This window comes from Paenibacillus sp. HWE-109, from assembly GCF_022163125.1.
Classification (GTDB): Bacteria; Bacillota; Bacilli; order Paenibacillales; family NBRC-103111; genus Paenibacillus_E.
Window position 1 is genome coordinate 2,937,560 of sequence record NZ_CP091881.1, and the last position, 17,737, is coordinate 2,955,296.

Here is a 17,737-nt window from a genome sequence, read left to right on the forward strand (position 1 = left end):
AATTTAGTGCTACATGTGTGGTTTATGCTTACGGAAGGCAAAAGTCCCCTCCGTCGTTATGGCGGAAGGGGCTGAGCTTTCTTATCGATCGGGGGCTGCTGATCCCACAATGGTTGAGCTGCGCTCCCGTCGACGCGCCTGGAATGCTGCCGCTACGATGAGGACGCCTGCGATGAGCGTGACGACGCTCGCAACTTGCAGCGCGGAAATGGCTCCGGTGGTGAAGGCGTCGATGATCGCAGCTCGTTGAGCGGGGTCTGTAGCGACTCCCTCGGCGACCGTACGCGGGATCGGGTCGACATGCTGAAGGCTTGCCGGCAGATGACGGGTAAAACTTTCGGTCAGCACGGTGCCGACAACCGCGACGCCGAGGGCGCTGCCGAGTTCTCGAGTAGCAGATTGAAGTCCTCCTGCAACGCCAGCCTGTTCGGCGGGCAGCGCCGAGGTGAGTTCGGCTGTCAAGCACGGAAGTGCGAGCGCGAAGCCAAGCCCGATGAGGACGAGCCAAGCCGCGTAGGCAAAGTACGGCTGATACACGGCGGAGGCCAGACCGAACAGTCCGATGCCAATGGCGAGGAAGGCCGCAGACAGCGTTAGGGGAATGCCGAAGCGCCTCACCAGATCAGGAACGAATCGTGCACCGAGCAGCATCGGCACCGTCATAGGAACAATCGCAAATCCGGCTTGTAGGACGGAGTACCCGCGACCGTACTGCAGGAGCGAAGCGTTGAGGTAGAAAAGGCCGAAGCTGCCGAAGAACATCACGAGCATGCCAAGGCTGACGGTACTGAGCAGAGGGATGCGGAACAGACGCGGGTCGAGCAAGGGGTGACGAACGCGCAGTTCGACCACGACCCAGACAGAGCCGAGTACGATACTGGCGACGAACGCGGCGATAACGATGAAGCTGTTCCAACCGTTCTCCGGCCCCTCGATGATGCCGATTAAGAGAGCTATGGTTGTCGCGATAAGCAAAACCGTGCCAGCAGGGTCAAGTTTGCGCGGGCTGCGGCTGCTGCGTCGTACGACCAGTGCCGTCAAAAACACACAAAGAAGTGCTATTGGCACAATGGCCGCGAATAGCGTCCGCCACGAGCCGGCAGTCAGCAGCACCGCGCCGGCGATATTGCCGACGAGCCCGCCCATGCCGGTCATCGCGCCCCAAATGGCGAGGGCCCGGCTGCGTCGTTCTGGTAATGTCTCGTGAATAAGTACGCCCACGCAGTTCGGAAGCACCATGGCCGCACCGACGCCGGTGATCGCACGACCGAGTAGCAGCCACGTCACGTTCCCAGCGGCTGCCGAGATCGCAGCTCCAACTGCGAACGTGACGAGCCCGGCAATCAGTACGCCCTTGCGTCCAAACCGGTCGCCGGCCGCTCCGCCTGGGATGACCAAGCAAGCGAACACGACGACATACGCGTCAACGATCCACAGCAGCTCCGAAGAGCTCGGGTGCAACCCGCTGGCAGCAAGCTTTGGAACCGCCAAATTGATGGCGGCAACAAGGCCCACGACCAAGATGGTACACGCGCACACGCAAGCCAGAACCAGTCCAGGCTTCCGTGGCGGATTCACAGCTCCAGGCGACATTGTCTGGGGGTCGCTCATTATTGCCCGGCTTTCTTGTACGCACCCGCCAAGATGTCATCAATTAGAGTCGGCCCTACGGGCGTCCATGCGAGTAGTTCACGGGTGCGTTCGCTTGAACCGTTCATGGATAGTTTGAAGAAGCGGCCGACAAAACCGAAGTGCGCAACTGCATCCTCCGGTGCGATCGTAGCCACCGGGATATCGAGTGAGCGGCCGATGGCTTCGGCAATTGCCCGGGTGGAGATGGTTTCCTCTGCGACCGCATGCAAGCGTGATCCGGCCGGCGCCTTCTCAATTCCAAGCCGGATGAGCTTGGCGGCATCGGAACGGTGCACTGCGGACCATGCATGGGAGCCGTCATCGATGTACCCGGACACGCCATGCTTGCGCGCAGCGCTCATCAGGAAATTGACAAAGCCCCAGTCTCCAGCTCCGTGAACCGTCGGTGCGAACCGGATGATGATAGTCCGCACTCCGCGACCGACGTAGTCGAGAGCGAGGTTCTCCGCGCCGCCTCGGTGAGAATCCGTGCCCACATCAGGTGACGGGTCCGTCTCCAGTATCGGCCGCCCCTGAAACAGACCGGACATTCCAGTCGCGACCATGAAAGGGCGGTTGGTACCGACCAGCGCCTCGGCAATGGTTTCGACTGCAACCCGCTCCGTTCGGTCAGACTCCGCCGGATTTGCAAAGTCGTGTTTGTTCGCCAGGTGAACGACAGCGTCCGCCTCGGCCGCCCCGCGGCGGAGAGAGTCGAGGTCATCGAGGTCCCCGCGCAATACCTTCGCGCCTTTCGCCTCGAGTGACGCAGCAGAGGCGTCCGAACGGACCAACCCAACGACCTTGTGTCCAGTTTTCAGCAGCTCATCTACGGTGGCCGATCCGATCCACCCAGTTGCTCCAGTGACAAATACATTCATTCTTTTTACCTCCTTGCAGCCCTTTTGTGGGCTGCAGCATATTTTTGCGGTTACTCGCATCATCAGAATGCAAGATGACATCCGTTTATATTAATTACGAGACACCGTGTAACTTAATATACTATAAACGGTACATGGTGTCCACTATTTATTTGGAGCAAGACGTGTGTGAATGCTGTCAAAGTGACAAAAGCCTCAGCGAACAGAGCCGTAGTCGCGGTGAAAGCGACGGGTGCGCACCAATTAATACGTCCGGTCACCGATTTAAAAAGCGGCCAGCTGTGTCGCACTTCCATAAATGGACAAGAAGCAACGCCACTTGTATAATTGTGACATGGACAAAGAACTCAATCCCGTCGGCCGTCCCCGAAACGAGCAAGCGAGGACGGCTATTCTAAATGCAGTTGACGACCTCTTGTTCGAGGTCGGGTATGCGGCAATGACCATGAAGGGCATCTCCGAGAGAGCCGGAGTGTCCAGGCAGACCGTGTATCGATGGTGGTCACACAAAGCAGAGATCTTGTTTGAGGCCAGCGCAGCCGATGCGGAGGAGGAGCTTGCGATTAGTCTCTCAGGAGATCCTTTGGACGACATCACGGCTTACCTGGAAGCACTCCTGCGTTTCCTCGCGCACTCACTGGCCGGTGCCGCCTATCGGGCACTCCTCGGAGAAGCGCAGCATGACTCCGTCGTGGCGGAACTGCTCTCCGCGAAAGACCCGCTCGGCGATAGCGCTCGTGTCGTGATCGAGCGCGCGCTCGGGAAGGATACGCTGCCAGTCCCGCTCGACCAGGCCACTGCCTTGCTGATCGGACCTAGCTTCTTCTGGATATTGAGCGGACGCGATCCGGCTCAACTTGTCCCGCGGGAGCTGGCCGAGAATTTTATTCACGACCTCCAGGCGCGACAGTCCCGGTGAACGAAGGCTCATCCCGGCGACGACGCCTCCAAAATTTCATAGCCGAACTTTAAACGAAGAAGGACGTACGATAAGAGATCACTGTAATACCCTTGATTTTTTGTTGAACAATGCTTCAGAGAACCGACTGAGTTTATAAATAAAATGCAGCGCGTATCCGTTAGGATTCGGGCTGCATTTTACTTATCAGCTTCGTCATACTACATGAAAAGCTTTTATCCGGGTGGAACCCCTTTTATAATCACACAGATATACACTATATTATTTATACTAAACGAATGGGTGGCGATGGTTAGATATGAGTCTTTTCAATAACTGCGTGGGGAAGAGTCTAAATACTTCTCTTAAATGGATTAATGAACCCCAAGAATGGGAATTTTCTGAACAAAATTCACTTAGGATTACCGCGCCACCTCGCGCTGACTTCTTTCATAACCCCACACAGGAAAGAAGAAATAATTCTGCTCCATTCCTATATACGACAACAAATGCAAATTTTATTGTAACCACTCGGGTCAGCGTTGACATACGTGAACGGAACGACTCCGGATGCCTTATGGTAATGGCAGACGAGAATAACTGGGCCAAGTTATGTTATGAGGATTTTAGAGGTCGACCTTCCATTATTAGTGTTGTAACTAAAGATATTTCGGATGATTGTATCGGTGACTATGTCGGGAATATAAACCCTTTCTTAAGAGTATCTCGATATGATAATTGCATAGCTTTTCATTACTCTCTTGATGGTACTGAATGGGCATTAGTGCGGTATTTTGGAATGAATAATATTCAAAGTTTAAAAGTCGGTGTAGTTGCCCAGAGTCCAGTTGGTGATGGATGTACAGTGCAGTTCGATCACTTACACTTCCTTCCTAATACAAATAGAGATGTAAGAAATATAAAATAAATCACCCGATCTTAAGAGGCGAGTTACGATTTCCAAATTTTTACGGTTTTTATTTTTTTTCAAACGAATTAACAACCATCAGAGGTAGACTGGATAAAACGAGAAACCGCTATAGAAATGATACAGAAAATAGAAGGTCGCGAAGAGTGGATAGAAGTAGTAAAAAGAGTAGGAATATTATTGGGTTGGCTTACAGACTAAATAAAGTTCATTGAGATAACGGATAACGATAGCGTAATACAGAAAGAGAATAATTTGTTTTTATAGAGGGGGAGAAATTTTAATGTTTACCCGTATTACTCAGTTAATTGATTTTCTTTCAGTATTAGACAAATTTAAAACTATCGAACGTAAAACCTATGTAACGAATACGGTACGGCGTGAAAATGATGCAGAGCCATACATGGCATATGTGTATGTTTGCTCTTTTGTTACACAAGGAAATAGGTTATGAAGTTAACTTAGAAAAAACTTTAAAATTAATTCTAATTCACGATTTAGTTGAAATTTATGCTGGTGATACATTCACCCATGATAGTAAGGCACGTGTTGGGAAGAAGGTAAGAGAGGATGAAGCTGCTGAGATTCTGTTTGCACAGCTCCCAGAGGACTTCAACAGGGAATTCAATGAGTTGTGGGATGAGTTTGAATCAGGAGAAACACTCGAATCACAATTCGTTAAGACAATAGACAAGATGCAGGCTTTTGCTCAGAACGTACATACAAAGGGAATGGTTTGGAAAGAAAATCAAATTGCACCCGAGAAGATATTAGCTTATAACGAAAGCTGGAGACATCATAATGATTCTTTCTCGGAAGTATTTAATCATCTATGGAGTTTCGCAAAAAAAGAAGGCTATCTTTATAATTCCGATGATAAACCAGTTAGTGGATACCATGAGAAACGATAGCTGAATAAGAGACACCGTGGCAGCCGAGAAATGATGTTCGGCTGCCTTTTCCTCACTAACGGACAGGAATCGTTACGCTCGATAATCCCGGTTGGTGTGTCAGCATTAATTTGCAAGAAACTACATTAGAAAACAAACCATTTGAAAGTTTGGTCAAAGAAAGATTCGAACATGATAAACGGGAGCAGATCGCTGAAATAAAAAAAAGCCGGTAACCTTAAGCGGGTGACCGGCGTTTCCCTATTAGCGTTTCGGCATTTTGCTCGCATCCATGTACAGCAGGTTCCAGCGGTGACCGTCCAGGTCGGCAAATCCTGCGCCGTACATCCAGCCGTCAGTTTCACTCGCCTTGCCAAAGATGCTTCCTCCGGCAAACTCTACTTTTTGAATAAAGGCATCTACTTCTTCTCTGCTTTCAGTGCCAATAGAGAATATTACCTCGGCACTTTGGGAAGTATCTGCGGTTTTTGCACCTGTAAATTTCTCAAACGCCGCATCGGGGAACAGCAGAATCGTTGTTTGGCCTATGGCAAGCTTGGCTCTCTCGTTACCAACGCTCACCGCATTGAACCCAATCGTATTGAAAAAGGCAGTTGACCTCTCAACATCTTTGACTGGCAGGTTAATCCAAATCTCCTGTGACATGGCTGTAGCCTCCTGAAATTTATTTTCAACTACTCCTACTATACTCTACTTCTGGCAGCAGAAGCGAATCTTATAAAAGAAACCCCAAGGTATGACATTCCTGTTATGCAGCCTGCATTGGTAAGAAACCCCGACCTCAACTTGTGCTAGCAAGTAAGTGGGGAAGTCCACTATGATCGAAGTGATGGTTATTGTAAGATGGATAATAGAACGACTTGCCTCAATTGGATATAGAAGCCTTTATGGAATTCAAAGGATTACATGGCAAGTTCACTCGTTAATTAGGAGGATTACATGGCCTGGAGCAAATTGAAGCAACTTCTGGAGAGTTTTCTCTGTCCTGCGCTATATGGAAGATTCGAATACCGCGCAACCAGCTACCGTTATTTACCTGATAAAGCAGGACTTTGTTATATTGCGGTAGATAAAAAGAACGTACTCAATATGAATGATATAACTACCTTAATCAGATGGTATCATACGGAACTGGAAATAAAGAATGATCCAGATATCCAAATTCCTATCAACAATGAAGAAATCGAAGCTGTCAGAAAAGATACCAAGGGGATAGTTCCGGAGGATCGTCTCAAAGTAATTGCAAGAAATAGAAAAATATCAGAATATGCAAAAGAGATTTTATCCGTACAGTCAGCACTAAGTAAATCCAATTTTGTTGTTGTAGCAAATAAGTTTTTATCTATTTCTATAGAGGAAAGCCTGGAGAGCAATGATATTTTATTGAATATTTTAGCTTTAGTGGACAGAAGAGTTGGAAAAAAGCGAATTTTAAACATGACCGAGAAGATGAAGTTAAAGCACCCAATTGTGCAGTATTTTTATGAGCTACGGCTTAGTACGTTTTGAAAGTTAATGAAGCACATGTTGAGTGACAAGAAAATAGTTCGATAAGCATCTGCTGAATAAAATGGATTTTTATGCGCGTTACAAGCAAAATGTGTCAAGATAACGAGTTTGAGGGAACTACAGTTCGCTATAATTCTGAAAACCGCCATATTCCAAGCCAGAGGGAACTACGATCCGCTATTTCACCGTTTCCCGGTTTGAATCAGCAGGTTTCGCTTAAATAGCGGATTTCAGTTCCCTTTCATGCTACGTTTACCTCAGTTCCCGTCATATAGAGGATCATAGTTCCTTTTCACACGACGCTCTCTGTCATGGCAAAGCCCAAGGGGAACTAGGATTCGCTAGATTGTTTAAAACCGCAATGAAGCCGCTCATCTCTTAGGGAGACAAAGCCGTTTTTTTTGATTCCGGCAGTGACGACGACAGGGAATCTTAGATTTCCTCCTCGCAAGAATGTATATGCAAATTGTTTATTTTAGGTATTCACATGCAAAAATGCTCGCTTTACACTAAAGGGGTAAGCAGTTATGAAAGCTTCCATTGCGACGGGGAGCCGCTTACGGAGGTGTGGCACACGTCGGAGCGGGAGAGCATCTGTGTTTTCCGGTTATGTATGCGCTTCCAGTTTCGAAATGCGGCGGCTTTTGATGGATCAAACGTTGGCGCTGCCGGATTTTCACATCAGCTGCGTAATCAAGGGCAATTCTCGAGGGGGGGGATGAGATGTACAAGTTACTGCTCGTTGACGACGATTATATCGCCCGCGAAGGACTGCGCGATTTGCACGATTGGGCACAAGCCGGCATCGACATTGTCGGGGAAGCAGAGGATGGTAAGGAAGCGCTGCGCAAGGCACGGCGACTGCAGCCGGATATCGTGCTCACGGATGTCGTGATGCCTGTCATGAACGGAATTGAGCTGGTGGAGCAGCTGCGCAAGGAGAGGCCGGATATCCAGGCAATTATGATCAGCGCCCATCAGGATATTCGTTTCATCAAGGCGTCCATGAAGCTGGAGGCAGTCGACTACATTCTCAAGCCATTTAATCTGGATGAGTTGAGGCAGGTTGTCGGCAAGGTGCTGGAGCGGCTGGATAAGGAAAGAAGCAACCGGAGACTGGAGGAGGATGTCAGCCGCCATTTCGCGGAAAGTCTCTCGTCGTCGGGACTGCCGGCTTTGTTCGAGCTGCAGGAGCGAATTCTGGAGACGATTGGTTCCGGATCCGATCAGCCGCAATTGCTGGAGCGATGCATTAAGGATTATTTCCGCACCGTGAGGGAAAATGGCATGGACTCCTTGCTGTTCCTCGGTTCACGCTGCGGCGAGATCGTGATCAAAGCGTTGGTGCGCCTGCAGATCAAGGATGGCGCGACCGGGGAGCCGTTTCGCGCGTCGCTGCAGCATCTGCGCTTGATGAACAGCAGCTATCAGCTGGAAGACTATTTATTGAAGACGCTGCAGGAGATGAAGGCGGCGGTACTCGAGGAGAGAGGCGGAAGCTCACGCAAGGCGGTTCGCGATGTGCAGGGGATCATCCGGCGAGGGTATTATAGCAATTTGACGATCCAGCAGCTTGCCGCCGAAGTGTTTGTGTCGCCGGGTCATCTGCAGGCGCTGTTCAAGAAGGAGACCAGCCAGACGATCAACGATTATATAACGTCCATACGCATCGACAAGGCCAAGGAACTGCTTCGCCAGCCGGGCGTCAAAATTTACGAGGTCGCCAAGATGGTCGGCTATCAGGACACGCATTATTTTTCGCGTATATTTAAAAAATGGACAGGCGTCAATCCGCTGGACTACCGGGAGGAGCAGTCATGAGCAGGCTGATTCGGCTGGTCGGAGATGTGTATTACAGCATGAGTCTTCGGACCAAGCTGATTATATCTTATTTGCTGTTGATCGTATTACCGGTGGGGCTGCTTGTCTATTTTTCCTATATGAATATACACAAGACTGTGCTGCAGCAGTCCGGGCTTGCTTATCTGGAGGCGATCAAGCAGGCGGAGAAAAACATTGGCTATGGCACGGAGACGGCCAAGGCGATTGGCGATCAAGCGCAAAACAGCTACGATATTCAGCGCATTTTGAAGACGGTTTCGCAGAGGGAGCTGACGTTAAGCGAGGAAATCGACTTTTTTATGCTGCTGAACAAAAATATACTGAATTACGAAATGATTGATAATATCGTAACCGTGCATTATTTTATGAACGGCAACGCCCGCTTTGTCTCGTCTAATCCGAATATTCGAAACATTGAATTGCTGGCGCTGGAACCGAGTTTGCGGCCAATGCTTTCTGGAAATGTGCATGAGGGCTGGTTTGGCGCTTCAGACTTTACGCAGATGTCATTTGCCCGCAGCGACGAACTGATCTATGTGCGCGAGATTCGCGATCTCGGCACATTGAGCAAGACTTTGGGTTATTTGATGTTGGAAATCAACAGCCGATTCGTCTGGAATATTATTCGCGATATCCGTCTGCCGGAGGGGAGCGTCATTGCGGTGACCTCAAGCAACGGACAGCTTATCGAGTCGGAGTACACGGCCAATTTGGACAAGGGGCTGTTCGAAGCGGTACAAACGGAGGTAGCCGGTGAACCATCCAAGGGCATCGCGCGCATCAAGCGGGGGCTGATGGACTATTATGTGGTGTACAGCGCTATCCCCTCGCTCGGCTGGACTGTACATCTGATAATGGGGGAAGAGCAACTTGGCGCTAACAGCGCTTGGATGACCCGTTTTCTGTTCGGACTGGCGGCGGTCATCTGTCTGCTGGCGATGACGTCGGCGTTAATTATTTCCGGCACAATTACCAAGCGGCTCAAGCGGCTCGTGCGGCTTATCCGTCATGCGGAGAAGGGCAGCCTGAAGACGGAGGACAACGTACGCGGCAATGACGAATATGCGCAGCTGCAGCGTGCGTTCAACAGGATGAGTGTGGAGATCAAGCAACTCATCGAAGAGGTGTATCAGGCGAAAATCAGCAAGCAAGACACGGAGATGAAGCTGCTTTACGCGCAGATCCATCCTCATTTTCTGTATAACACGCTCGATATTATCCATTGGAGCGCACTGCGCATCGACGCGAAGGACATCGCAGAGGTGACGCAGTCGCTGGCAAAGTTTCTCCGCCACAGCTTGAACGGAGGCAAGGATCATATCCGGTTGTCCGAGGAGCTGGACGGGGTTGAGCGGTATATGTACATCATCAACTTCCGCTACAAAGGCTCGATCCGGCTGACAATGGAAGTCGAGGCCGAGACGGATGAAGAAGTGATGCCCAAAATGATCCTTCAGCCGCTTGTTGAGAATGCCGTGGTTCATGGCATTCGGCCGAAGCCGCAGCGGTCGGGTGATATCGTGATCCGCGCCTGGAGGGAGGGCGACGATCTGCTGCTTCAGGTGGCGGATGACGGGGCCGGTATGGATTCGGAGCGGCTTGCCACGGTGCTAGAGCGGTACAGTGAAGGTTACGGAGTCAAAAATGTGCATCAGCGCATCCAGGCCTACTATGGCGAGGACTGCGGTTTGAGCTTCGAGAGCGCCCCAGGACAAGGCTGTCGGGTTACGGCGAGGCTCAAGCCGGGACGGATCAAAGAACATTAATAGATATGCGTGAGATCAGGCTCTCTTGCCGGCAACAGGCGAATGCATCGCCACGGTTGCTGGAAGACGAGTCTTTTTTGTCTTGGCAGTCAGCGCTGCAAAACACCGGACGATTCTCAGTCAAATCGCATATTTGTCTCGTTGTGACGACTCCATGCCGCAGGTAGTATGGAAGAAACATAGGAAAGGGGGCAGATGACCGGTCGGCAAAGGGAAGACGGAGGTTATGCATGGGTTACGGCTTGAAAGAATCGTTTAATTTTTAAAGGACCAAAGGAGGTTTGAAAATTGATGGCAACACCTATCTTCAGGTGGCCGCGATCCCAAACGCTAAAGCTGGCAGTGAGCGTGGTCGTGCTCCTGTCTGCAGCATTGCTGTGGGAGAATCTCGAAAATCCCAGTACGGTTTCCGCAGCGGGCAGCGTTTATTACGTGGATGCGACGGCAGGTCTGGATACGAAAGATGGAAAAAGCCCGGAAACAGCCTGGCAAACGATCAGTAAAGTGAACGGGGCTGCTTTGCAGCCCGGGGACAAAGTACTGTTCAAGCGCGGCGACATATGGCGGGGGGGATTATTTGCCCCAGGGGCGTCGGGCACTGTGAACAACCCGATCGTGTTCGGCAGTTACGGGCCGACCAACCTGCCGCTTCCACGCATCAGCGGAGGCAGGCTTGCGACCGATTGGCAAGGGCCAAATGCTAACGGCGAATATTATTGGCGAGCAGTCTCTTTCGGCCAGAATGGGCAGATCGTTGTACTGGAGGACGGGCGAAGACTGACCGGCAATAACACCGAGGCGAAACTTCCAGCGCCGCAAAAAGGTTCGCTTGCGTCTGGCGAATGGGCTTGGGATACGGTGACAACAAGCGTTTATTATAAGCCTACATCCGGATTGCCTTCGGGCCACGAGCTGGAAATTGTAACGAATGATCGTTTCGCCTTCTCATCCAATCAAAAGAGCTACGTGGAACTCGAGGATCTGGATCTATACGGAGGTTATTCGTATGCTGCCCTGATCTATGGCGATAGCCACCATGTTTCGATCCGCAACAGCCGCATGCACGGTTCGGATCGTCATGGCGTCCGGATTACGGTTGCCGATGACAACAAGTTGATCGGCAACGAAATATACGATGCGAATTTCTATGGCGTCTTCATAGAAAACGGTGCGGATCGAAACCTGATCAGCGGCAATACGGTGCACGATATCGGAGTGCTGAGGACGGACGACGGCGATTCGGTAGGCATTTATGTCGGAGGGGCATCGACTGTGACGCGCCCTCTGAGCAGCATCGTAACGCATAACACAGTCCGGCAGATCGGGAAAGACACGTATAGCGGAAAAAACGGCAATTTGTCGCGCGGCAGTTTGTCGGGAACGGGAATCCTGATCGAGTCGGCGTCCAATACGCAAATCACAAATAATCGTATTTATGACATTGCAAGAACCGGGATTGCGGTATTCTCCAGCTATTCCGATTCGCTGAACCTGGCGATTCAAGGCAATTTGCTATATCAAATTGGAAGCGCTACCGTAGTTGACCAGATAAGCTCCGGAATTTTGCTGATGAATCTGAAAGGGAAGATGAACGGAACAAGTGTGCTGAACAACACGATTGCGGACTCCGACTTCCATAGCAATTCGGGGCGTGAAGCGGCGCTCAAGCTGCGGGTCGTCGGCCCAAGCGGCGGCAATAGCGGTCAGCTAAGCGGGCTTACCATGCGCAACAACCTGATATCAGGCAATTCGGCGAATTACACGCTGGCGGTTGATGTGGACAACGAAGCCCAGGTGACCAATCTAATCCTCGACAACAACTTGTACGACCCTGCTTCCGGAGGCGGTGTGTTTTGGAACCAAGGCGGAGTGATCACGAGCTTTGCGGCAGACAAAATCGTCGGCATAACCGGAGCATACTACTCGACAGCCAAGCAAAACGATCAGCACTCGGTTGCAGCCAGCCCGCTGTTTGTTGAAGCGGCTGCGGGGAATTACCGGCTGAGGCAACAATCGCCTGCCGTGGATGTCGGCGCCGACGTCGGATTGACGGTGGACATAGACGGAAATGTGATTCCCCGAGGCATGCATCCGGATGTTGGCGCGTACGAAAGTGAATGGTCCCGCGAGCCTGTTCCGCCAGCCATTTACGGCGTATCGAGCGGTGTTGTCTATTCCACTGTCGTTACGGCTACTTACAGTGCCGGGGTCGCAACGCTTAGTAAGAATGGCGGAGCCAAGTTGCCATACATTTCGGGCAGCGAAATAAGGGAAGAAGGCTCGTATCTGCTGCGCGTTGAGGCGTCAGGCGGATTGGCGACAGAGGTATCCTTCTCTATCGTTTTCGGCCCGATTATCGTTAAAGGCGTGGCAGAAGGACACGCATACAATTACACCGTGAAGCCGGTATTTCCGGAAGGGACTGGCACGCTCCGCAAAAATGGCGGACCACCGGAGCCGTTCGTATCGGGCGCGCCGGTGACGCAGGAGGGCGAATACGTACTGACGATATCGGTACCCGCCAATCGTTCAAGGAGCGTCGCCTTTGCCATTGACCGAACCCCTCCGGTTATTAGCAGCGTTGTCAACGGAGCCGTCTATGATCAGCCGGTAATGCCGAAATTCAACGAAGGAACCGCTATTCTTTACCGGATTGAAAGCGACATTGGCGGTAACCGGATGCGGTCGCGCTATATGCCTCAAACGGTCTATTATTCGGGGGACGATCCATCTGGGCTAGTGGAGCGAATTGCTATATCCAAGGTAATGGTGCCGCTATCTGCCATTGACCGAGAGATCGTGGAGCGTGCTTCTTTCTTGTCGGGAATGGCCGTCTCGGAGTCTGGCCGCTACAAGTTAACTGTAACGGACGCGGTATATAACCAGAGCGTCGTACGCTTTGCGATCGCTGCATCGGCAGTGACTCTGCAGTCGGATGCCGTCGTCGCTGCCGGCGAGAGCATCGAGCTGATGCTTGGTGTCCACGGAGTAACCGAGCTGGCTGGACTCGATGTCAAGCTTGACTACGATCCTAATGTACTGGAGTATGTGGATGCCGCAGGCATAAGAAACGGCGTGGTCGTCGCGATGGCAGACAAAGGGAACGACGATGGTCATCTGCACATGCTGCTAGCTGCTCTGGGCGATGCGGGAATGCTCGAAGGTGACTCGGCGATAGCCAAAGTAACCTTCCGCGTATCCGAGCAAGCGCTGGCAGGCACGACGAATGTCAGCGTGTCGGCGGCGACAGGAGCAGATATGAAGGGCCGCGAATATGCCTTGTCGCTCGCGTCCCGCATGATTTCGGTAGGGACTACGGTTGACAAGGAAGCGTTGAACGAGCTGATTGCCACGGCGGCAAGCGTGCTCGCCTCGGCGACGGAAGGAACGGAAGTGGGCGAATATTGGCCGGGATCCCTGAATCAGCAAAAAGCGCTGCTGGCTGCTGCCATTGCAGTTGCCGAAGAAGTATCGGGCAGCCTGACGGCAACTGCCGGACAGGTCCAAGCGGCAACGACTGTGTTGAATGAAGCGATCGCAGCATTTACGAGTTGGAAAATTACCGCGACCGCCGGCGATCTGAACGGCGACGGGCGCATCTCGATTGGTGATCTGGCGCTGATTGCCCATTATTATGGGAAAACTTCGACCAACACTTCCGGCGAGGAGTGGTCGCTGATTCGCGGTTATGATCTGAACCGGGACGGCAAAATTGATTTGTTCGAGCTGACGTATGTCGCGCGTCGTATCATAAAAAGGTAACAGTTATCCGAAGAAGGGAACCTACGGAGGTAGAAAAATGAACCAGTACGGAAGGAAAAAAGCTAGACAGGGATTGCTGTTGCTACTGGTGCTGGCGCTGTTGCTGACGCTTGCCGGGCCGGTGTCGGCCGGGCAAGCAGCTGCAGTGGCACCTGATGCCAATGCGTACTTTACTGAATCGGAGACGCTGTTTCAAGATTATGCCCCTGGTATCTTGCGCCCCGACCAAGGTACGATACAGTTAACAATGCGGATCGATAAAAATTTTGAGCAGTTCGGCAACGATTGGGATTATGCTTTCAGGGTGGCGCCGACCAAAGATATCGGGAATACCCTCCTGGGCATCTATGTTCCTGCCCGACCGGAACGCGGGCTCGCGTTTATATTGCGAGACGGGGTCAATGTACAGAAGGCTCTGGACACTACCTTTACTTACACACCTGGGCAACGTATCAACATCGCCGTAACCTGGGGGACGGAGCTGCGACTATATGTCAATGGCGTGCTGAAACAATCGGCGCCGATGGCGGGACCGATACGCAGCGATCTGCTGCCTTATCGATTCGAGGTTGACAAGTCGGAACCATTTCATACCGAGGAGCTGAAAATATCGACCAAAGCGTTGTCTGCGGCGGAGCTCACAGCGAGCCCTGCGACTTCATTTACGGGCGATGCCGATACGAGCTTACTGGCGGTCAACGGCTTGAAGGAGATCGAACACAGGCGTACGAATTGGCACCGGACAACAGGCTACCACAGCTTGACGCCTGTTGGCAGACCGGAAACATCGGTGTTTACGGAAGGTGCTCCTGTCATGTTTCCGTTCGTCTCTCTTAACATGTCCGATTCACCGAAGAGCTACCGGGTGAAGATCACAGCAAACAATGAGGACGGGGAGCCCGTCATGGAGAAAGAAATTACGGTTCTTTCACAGAGTGACAGAAGATATCATATCCATGAGATCGCGTTGCCCGAGTTGGCGGGACGCGGCTACTACAATCTGCAGACAACAGTTTCTTACGAGGGCCAGCTCGTTACAACCTGGGATACCGGGATCGCCGTTTTGCCGGCAAACGATACATCAAGCCCAGACGGCAAGCTTGCCGACTATTATGGCATGTATCTGTTGGACGATTTTGACCCGGCGATATTGAAGGGCATGAATGTGAAGACGACACGCAGTCCTTTCCGCTGGCGGATCGTTGAGCCGGTGAAAGGAGCGTTCGACTGGGAGAAGACGGATGCTTACATCGCCAAAGCCAGGGAAGCCGGTATGGACATACTCGGAACGCTTGGTTATGTGCCCCAATGGGCAGCCATTCCGTCTCCTCCGGAGATTCAAGCCAAGAGCGATCTGGCCAAGCGGCCGGAGCGCTGGCTGCCTCGCGATCTGCAAGAGTGGGCGAACTATGTCTACCAGACGGTTTCCCGTTACAAAGACGATGTGAAGGTTTGGGAGATTTACAACGAGGTCAACTTCCATCCGCCGGCTGATCCTTCCGCCTTTCCAGGCTCGACGGAGCTATACGCGGAGATGCTGAGAATCGCATACCAGGAAGCGAAGCGGGCCGACCCAGACGCGCTGATTTCAACCAGCGGATTCTCCGACAGCGATGGTGCCGATAGTCAGATGCCGCTGCAGCTGCTGGAGGATCAGTATGCAGAGGGATACTTTGACGTATTTAATTTGCATGCTTACGGCGGGACGGCTAAGACAGATATATGGATCGACAAGCTTAAGGAGAAACGCCCGGGTGTTCCATACTGGATGTCCGAGCATATGTGGTATACCTTATTCAACAAAAAAGCGCGTGAATTCAAGACGGTTGAGTGGTTTGCGATGTTTTTGGAGAGAGGGTATGACCGTTTCATCAATATGGGCTTGGAGGTTGTGTTTTTCAATCGGTTTACGATGACGCCGAATGCCGATTTTCAGGTGGTCGCGGCTTTCCAGAACCAAATTCGCAAAGCGGATCGGTATTTGGGGAAATATGCATTTGCCGCAAGCGATAACTTTGCTGTCCGCCACTTCTTCCTCAGAGCAAACGGCACCTACCTGAGTATGCTTGGATCGGCGATCGGCGAATACGAGATTGAAGCATCGGGCGGTATTATGCAGGCGACTGACATCTACGGTCGAACTATTCCGATCGAGACGAAGAACGGCAGAACGGTCTTGCGTGTCAAAAGTGCGGCTTACATCATCAGCAGCCAGCCGCTTGAATTGACGAAGACCACGTTGCTTGACGAGGTTCCGCTTCACACAAACGAAAGCTTTGAAGAGGTTCTTGGTGATCCCGCGATGGGATTGCAGGGTGTTATTCCAACAGGCTGGACATTCAGGGATAAGCTTAATCCGAACGATACGCAGGCGAAAATTATTCTCAGCCAAACGGCACGAACCGGAAATTACAGCATGGAGCTTACATCCGGGGGAGGACGGGTCTATGTATTTGAGGATACGGAGCTGCACAAGCCAGGGAAATACAGACTTACCGCTTATTTCAAACGTCTTGCCGGGGATTCGAGTTTGAAGGCCTATACCTTCTTCTATGATCGTTCGCCGAGTGTGAACAATACGAAGGATGGCTATCTGACGAATATCTCGGATACGGAATTTGTACCGTTGGTCTTCGATTTTGAAGTGCCCGTAACGCCTACGGTGAAACAGTCGATCGGTTTCGGCATTTATTCCGGCGCCGGTAAGGTGCTGCTCGACGACATCTCCTTAACATACGTAGGGGAAATCGGCTCGGTGGTGGTGCCGAATCAGATTGTTGATGCTAAGAAAGAGTATCTCAACCTGACTACGGCGATGAACCAGACCTACACGGATGAGACGGCTGGGGATGGGCAAGGCGGTTGGGCGGATCTCGGCACAGACAATTTGGGGGCAACGGATTTCAAAACTGGGAAACGTACAGTGGGAGGCGTCCCGTTCGATATCAAAGATCGCAGTGCTCCGGTTTCCGTAGCAACGGTGGGAGGCGCCATCCGTCCGAATATTCCTGCTCGGATTGAAGGGATCCCCGTCGGCAAAGCGCTGGCGAAAGTCGGTTTCTTGTACACGGCAATGTATGTAGATGCCGCCAAGGGAGCGAAACTAGGAGAGTTCATCCTGCATTATGACGATGGCACGACGGCCACGCACGAATTGCTCAACAAGGTCAACATCAACGATTGGTATGTGCCCGGAATCGATCCGGCCGTACCGATCGGAGAGAAAGTGATTACACATTCGACGGGGGAACGGGCATTATTCGTCTCGGTACTTGACAATCCCCAACCGAACAAGATCATTCAATCGATCGATATCGTCAGCAATAAGAACAGCATCTTGTTCATCCTTGCAGCTACAGGCGAAAAGCCGTAACGGTTCGTACGATATGGGGCTGTCCCAAAAGCGTTCGTATGGAAGGGGAACATCCCAATTTACACATGAAAGGACCCCAAATTCCACTGAAGAGTGGTATTTGGGGTCCTTTTTCTTGAAGAAACTCAGTTCTGAATGGGGCTCAAAAAATGACAAATTGACTTTTGGGACAGCCCCAGCTGCTGTCGATACCGGATGCTTGGCAGTCCGATAATAAACACCTGACAATCGTCAG

General features: G+C 51.6%; 13 protein-coding genes. 10 read left to right on the forward strand and 3 right to left on the reverse strand.

Translation table 11 applies throughout. The features are described 5' to 3' along the window. Nucleotides 1-81 precede the first annotated feature (81 nt). On the reverse strand, nucleotides 82-1,611 hold the full coding sequence (locus LOZ80_RS11925; RefSeq protein WP_337951016.1) for an MFS transporter: 1,530 nt from the start codon (nucleotides 1,609-1,611) through the stop codon (nucleotides 82-84). After that, nucleotides 1,611-2,513 (reverse strand): SDR family oxidoreductase, encoded by a 903-nt coding sequence (locus LOZ80_RS11930; protein WP_238171641.1) that lies wholly within the window; start codon nucleotides 2,511-2,513, stop codon nucleotides 1,611-1,613. Before LOZ80_RS11930 ends, LOZ80_RS11925 begins: the two co-directional genes overlap by 1 nt. Before the next feature lie 168 nt (nucleotides 2,514-2,681). On the opposite strand from LOZ80_RS11930, the gene LOZ80_RS11935 reads away from it, so the two are divergent. The 5 genes from LOZ80_RS11935 (at nucleotide 2,682) to LOZ80_RS39480 (ending at nucleotide 5,465) form a co-directional block, all read left to right on the forward strand. Beyond that, nucleotides 2,682-2,840: a hypothetical protein gene (locus tag LOZ80_RS11935; RefSeq protein ID WP_238171642.1), complete on the forward strand. Its 159-nt coding sequence runs from the start codon at nucleotides 2,682-2,684 to the stop codon at nucleotides 2,838-2,840. A gap of 7 nt (nucleotides 2,841-2,847) precedes the next feature. Beyond that, nucleotides 2,848-3,432, forward strand: a complete 585-nt coding sequence (locus tag LOZ80_RS11940) for a TetR/AcrR family transcriptional regulator (protein ID WP_238171643.1) — start codon at nucleotides 2,848-2,850, stop codon at nucleotides 3,430-3,432. A gap of 298 nt (nucleotides 3,433-3,730) precedes the next feature. Next, nucleotides 3,731-4,339, forward strand: a complete 609-nt coding sequence (locus LOZ80_RS11945) for a DUF1349 domain-containing protein (RefSeq protein ID WP_238171644.1) — start codon at nucleotides 3,731-3,733, stop codon at nucleotides 4,337-4,339. Nucleotides 4,340-4,725: 386 nt separating this feature from the next. Then, complete coding sequence (locus tag LOZ80_RS11950) at nucleotides 4,726-5,250, forward strand: HD domain-containing protein (RefSeq protein ID WP_238172966.1); 525 nt, start codon at nucleotides 4,726-4,728, stop codon at nucleotides 5,248-5,250. 68 nt (nucleotides 5,251-5,318) lie between these two features. Further along, entirely contained in the window at nucleotides 5,319-5,465 is a 147-nt protein-coding gene (locus tag LOZ80_RS39480; RefSeq protein WP_443147063.1) for an Imm53 family immunity protein, read from the forward strand. Nucleotides 5,466-5,493: 28 nt separating this feature from the next. Here LOZ80_RS39480 and LOZ80_RS11955 read toward each other — a convergent pair whose 3' ends face one another. Further along, nucleotides 5,494-5,895, reverse strand: a complete 402-nt coding sequence (locus tag LOZ80_RS11955; RefSeq protein WP_238171645.1) for a VOC family protein — start codon at nucleotides 5,893-5,895, stop codon at nucleotides 5,494-5,496. Nucleotides 5,896-6,189: 294 nt separating this feature from the next. Between LOZ80_RS11955 and LOZ80_RS11960 the strand changes: the two genes are divergently transcribed. The 5 genes from LOZ80_RS11960 (at nucleotide 6,190) to LOZ80_RS11980 (ending at nucleotide 17,502) form a co-directional block, all read left to right on the forward strand. Continuing rightward, nucleotides 6,190-6,759 (forward strand): SF0329 family protein, encoded by a 570-nt coding sequence (locus LOZ80_RS11960; protein WP_238171646.1) that lies wholly within the window; start codon nucleotides 6,190-6,192, stop codon nucleotides 6,757-6,759. Between the two features lie 723 nt (nucleotides 6,760-7,482). Next, nucleotides 7,483-8,580, forward strand: a complete 1,098-nt coding sequence (locus LOZ80_RS11965; RefSeq protein ID WP_238171647.1) for a response regulator transcription factor — start codon at nucleotides 7,483-7,485, stop codon at nucleotides 8,578-8,580. Next, nucleotides 8,577-10,367, forward strand: coding sequence for a cache domain-containing sensor histidine kinase (locus LOZ80_RS11970; RefSeq protein ID WP_238171648.1), 1,791 nt, complete (start codon nucleotides 8,577-8,579; stop codon nucleotides 10,365-10,367). The genes LOZ80_RS11965 and LOZ80_RS11970 overlap by 4 nt, the downstream gene beginning before the upstream one ends. Nucleotides 10,368-10,658: 291 nt before the next feature. Then, a complete protein-coding gene (locus LOZ80_RS11975; protein WP_238171649.1) occupies nucleotides 10,659-14,129 on the forward strand; it encodes a right-handed parallel beta-helix repeat-containing protein in 3,471 nt (1,156 codons plus the stop codon). A gap of 37 nt (nucleotides 14,130-14,166) precedes the next feature. Then, nucleotides 14,167-17,502 (forward strand): endo-1,4-beta-xylanase, encoded by a 3,336-nt coding sequence (locus tag LOZ80_RS11980; protein WP_238171650.1) that lies wholly within the window; start codon nucleotides 14,167-14,169, stop codon nucleotides 17,500-17,502. The last annotated feature ends 235 nt before the right edge of the window (nucleotides 17,503-17,737 follow it).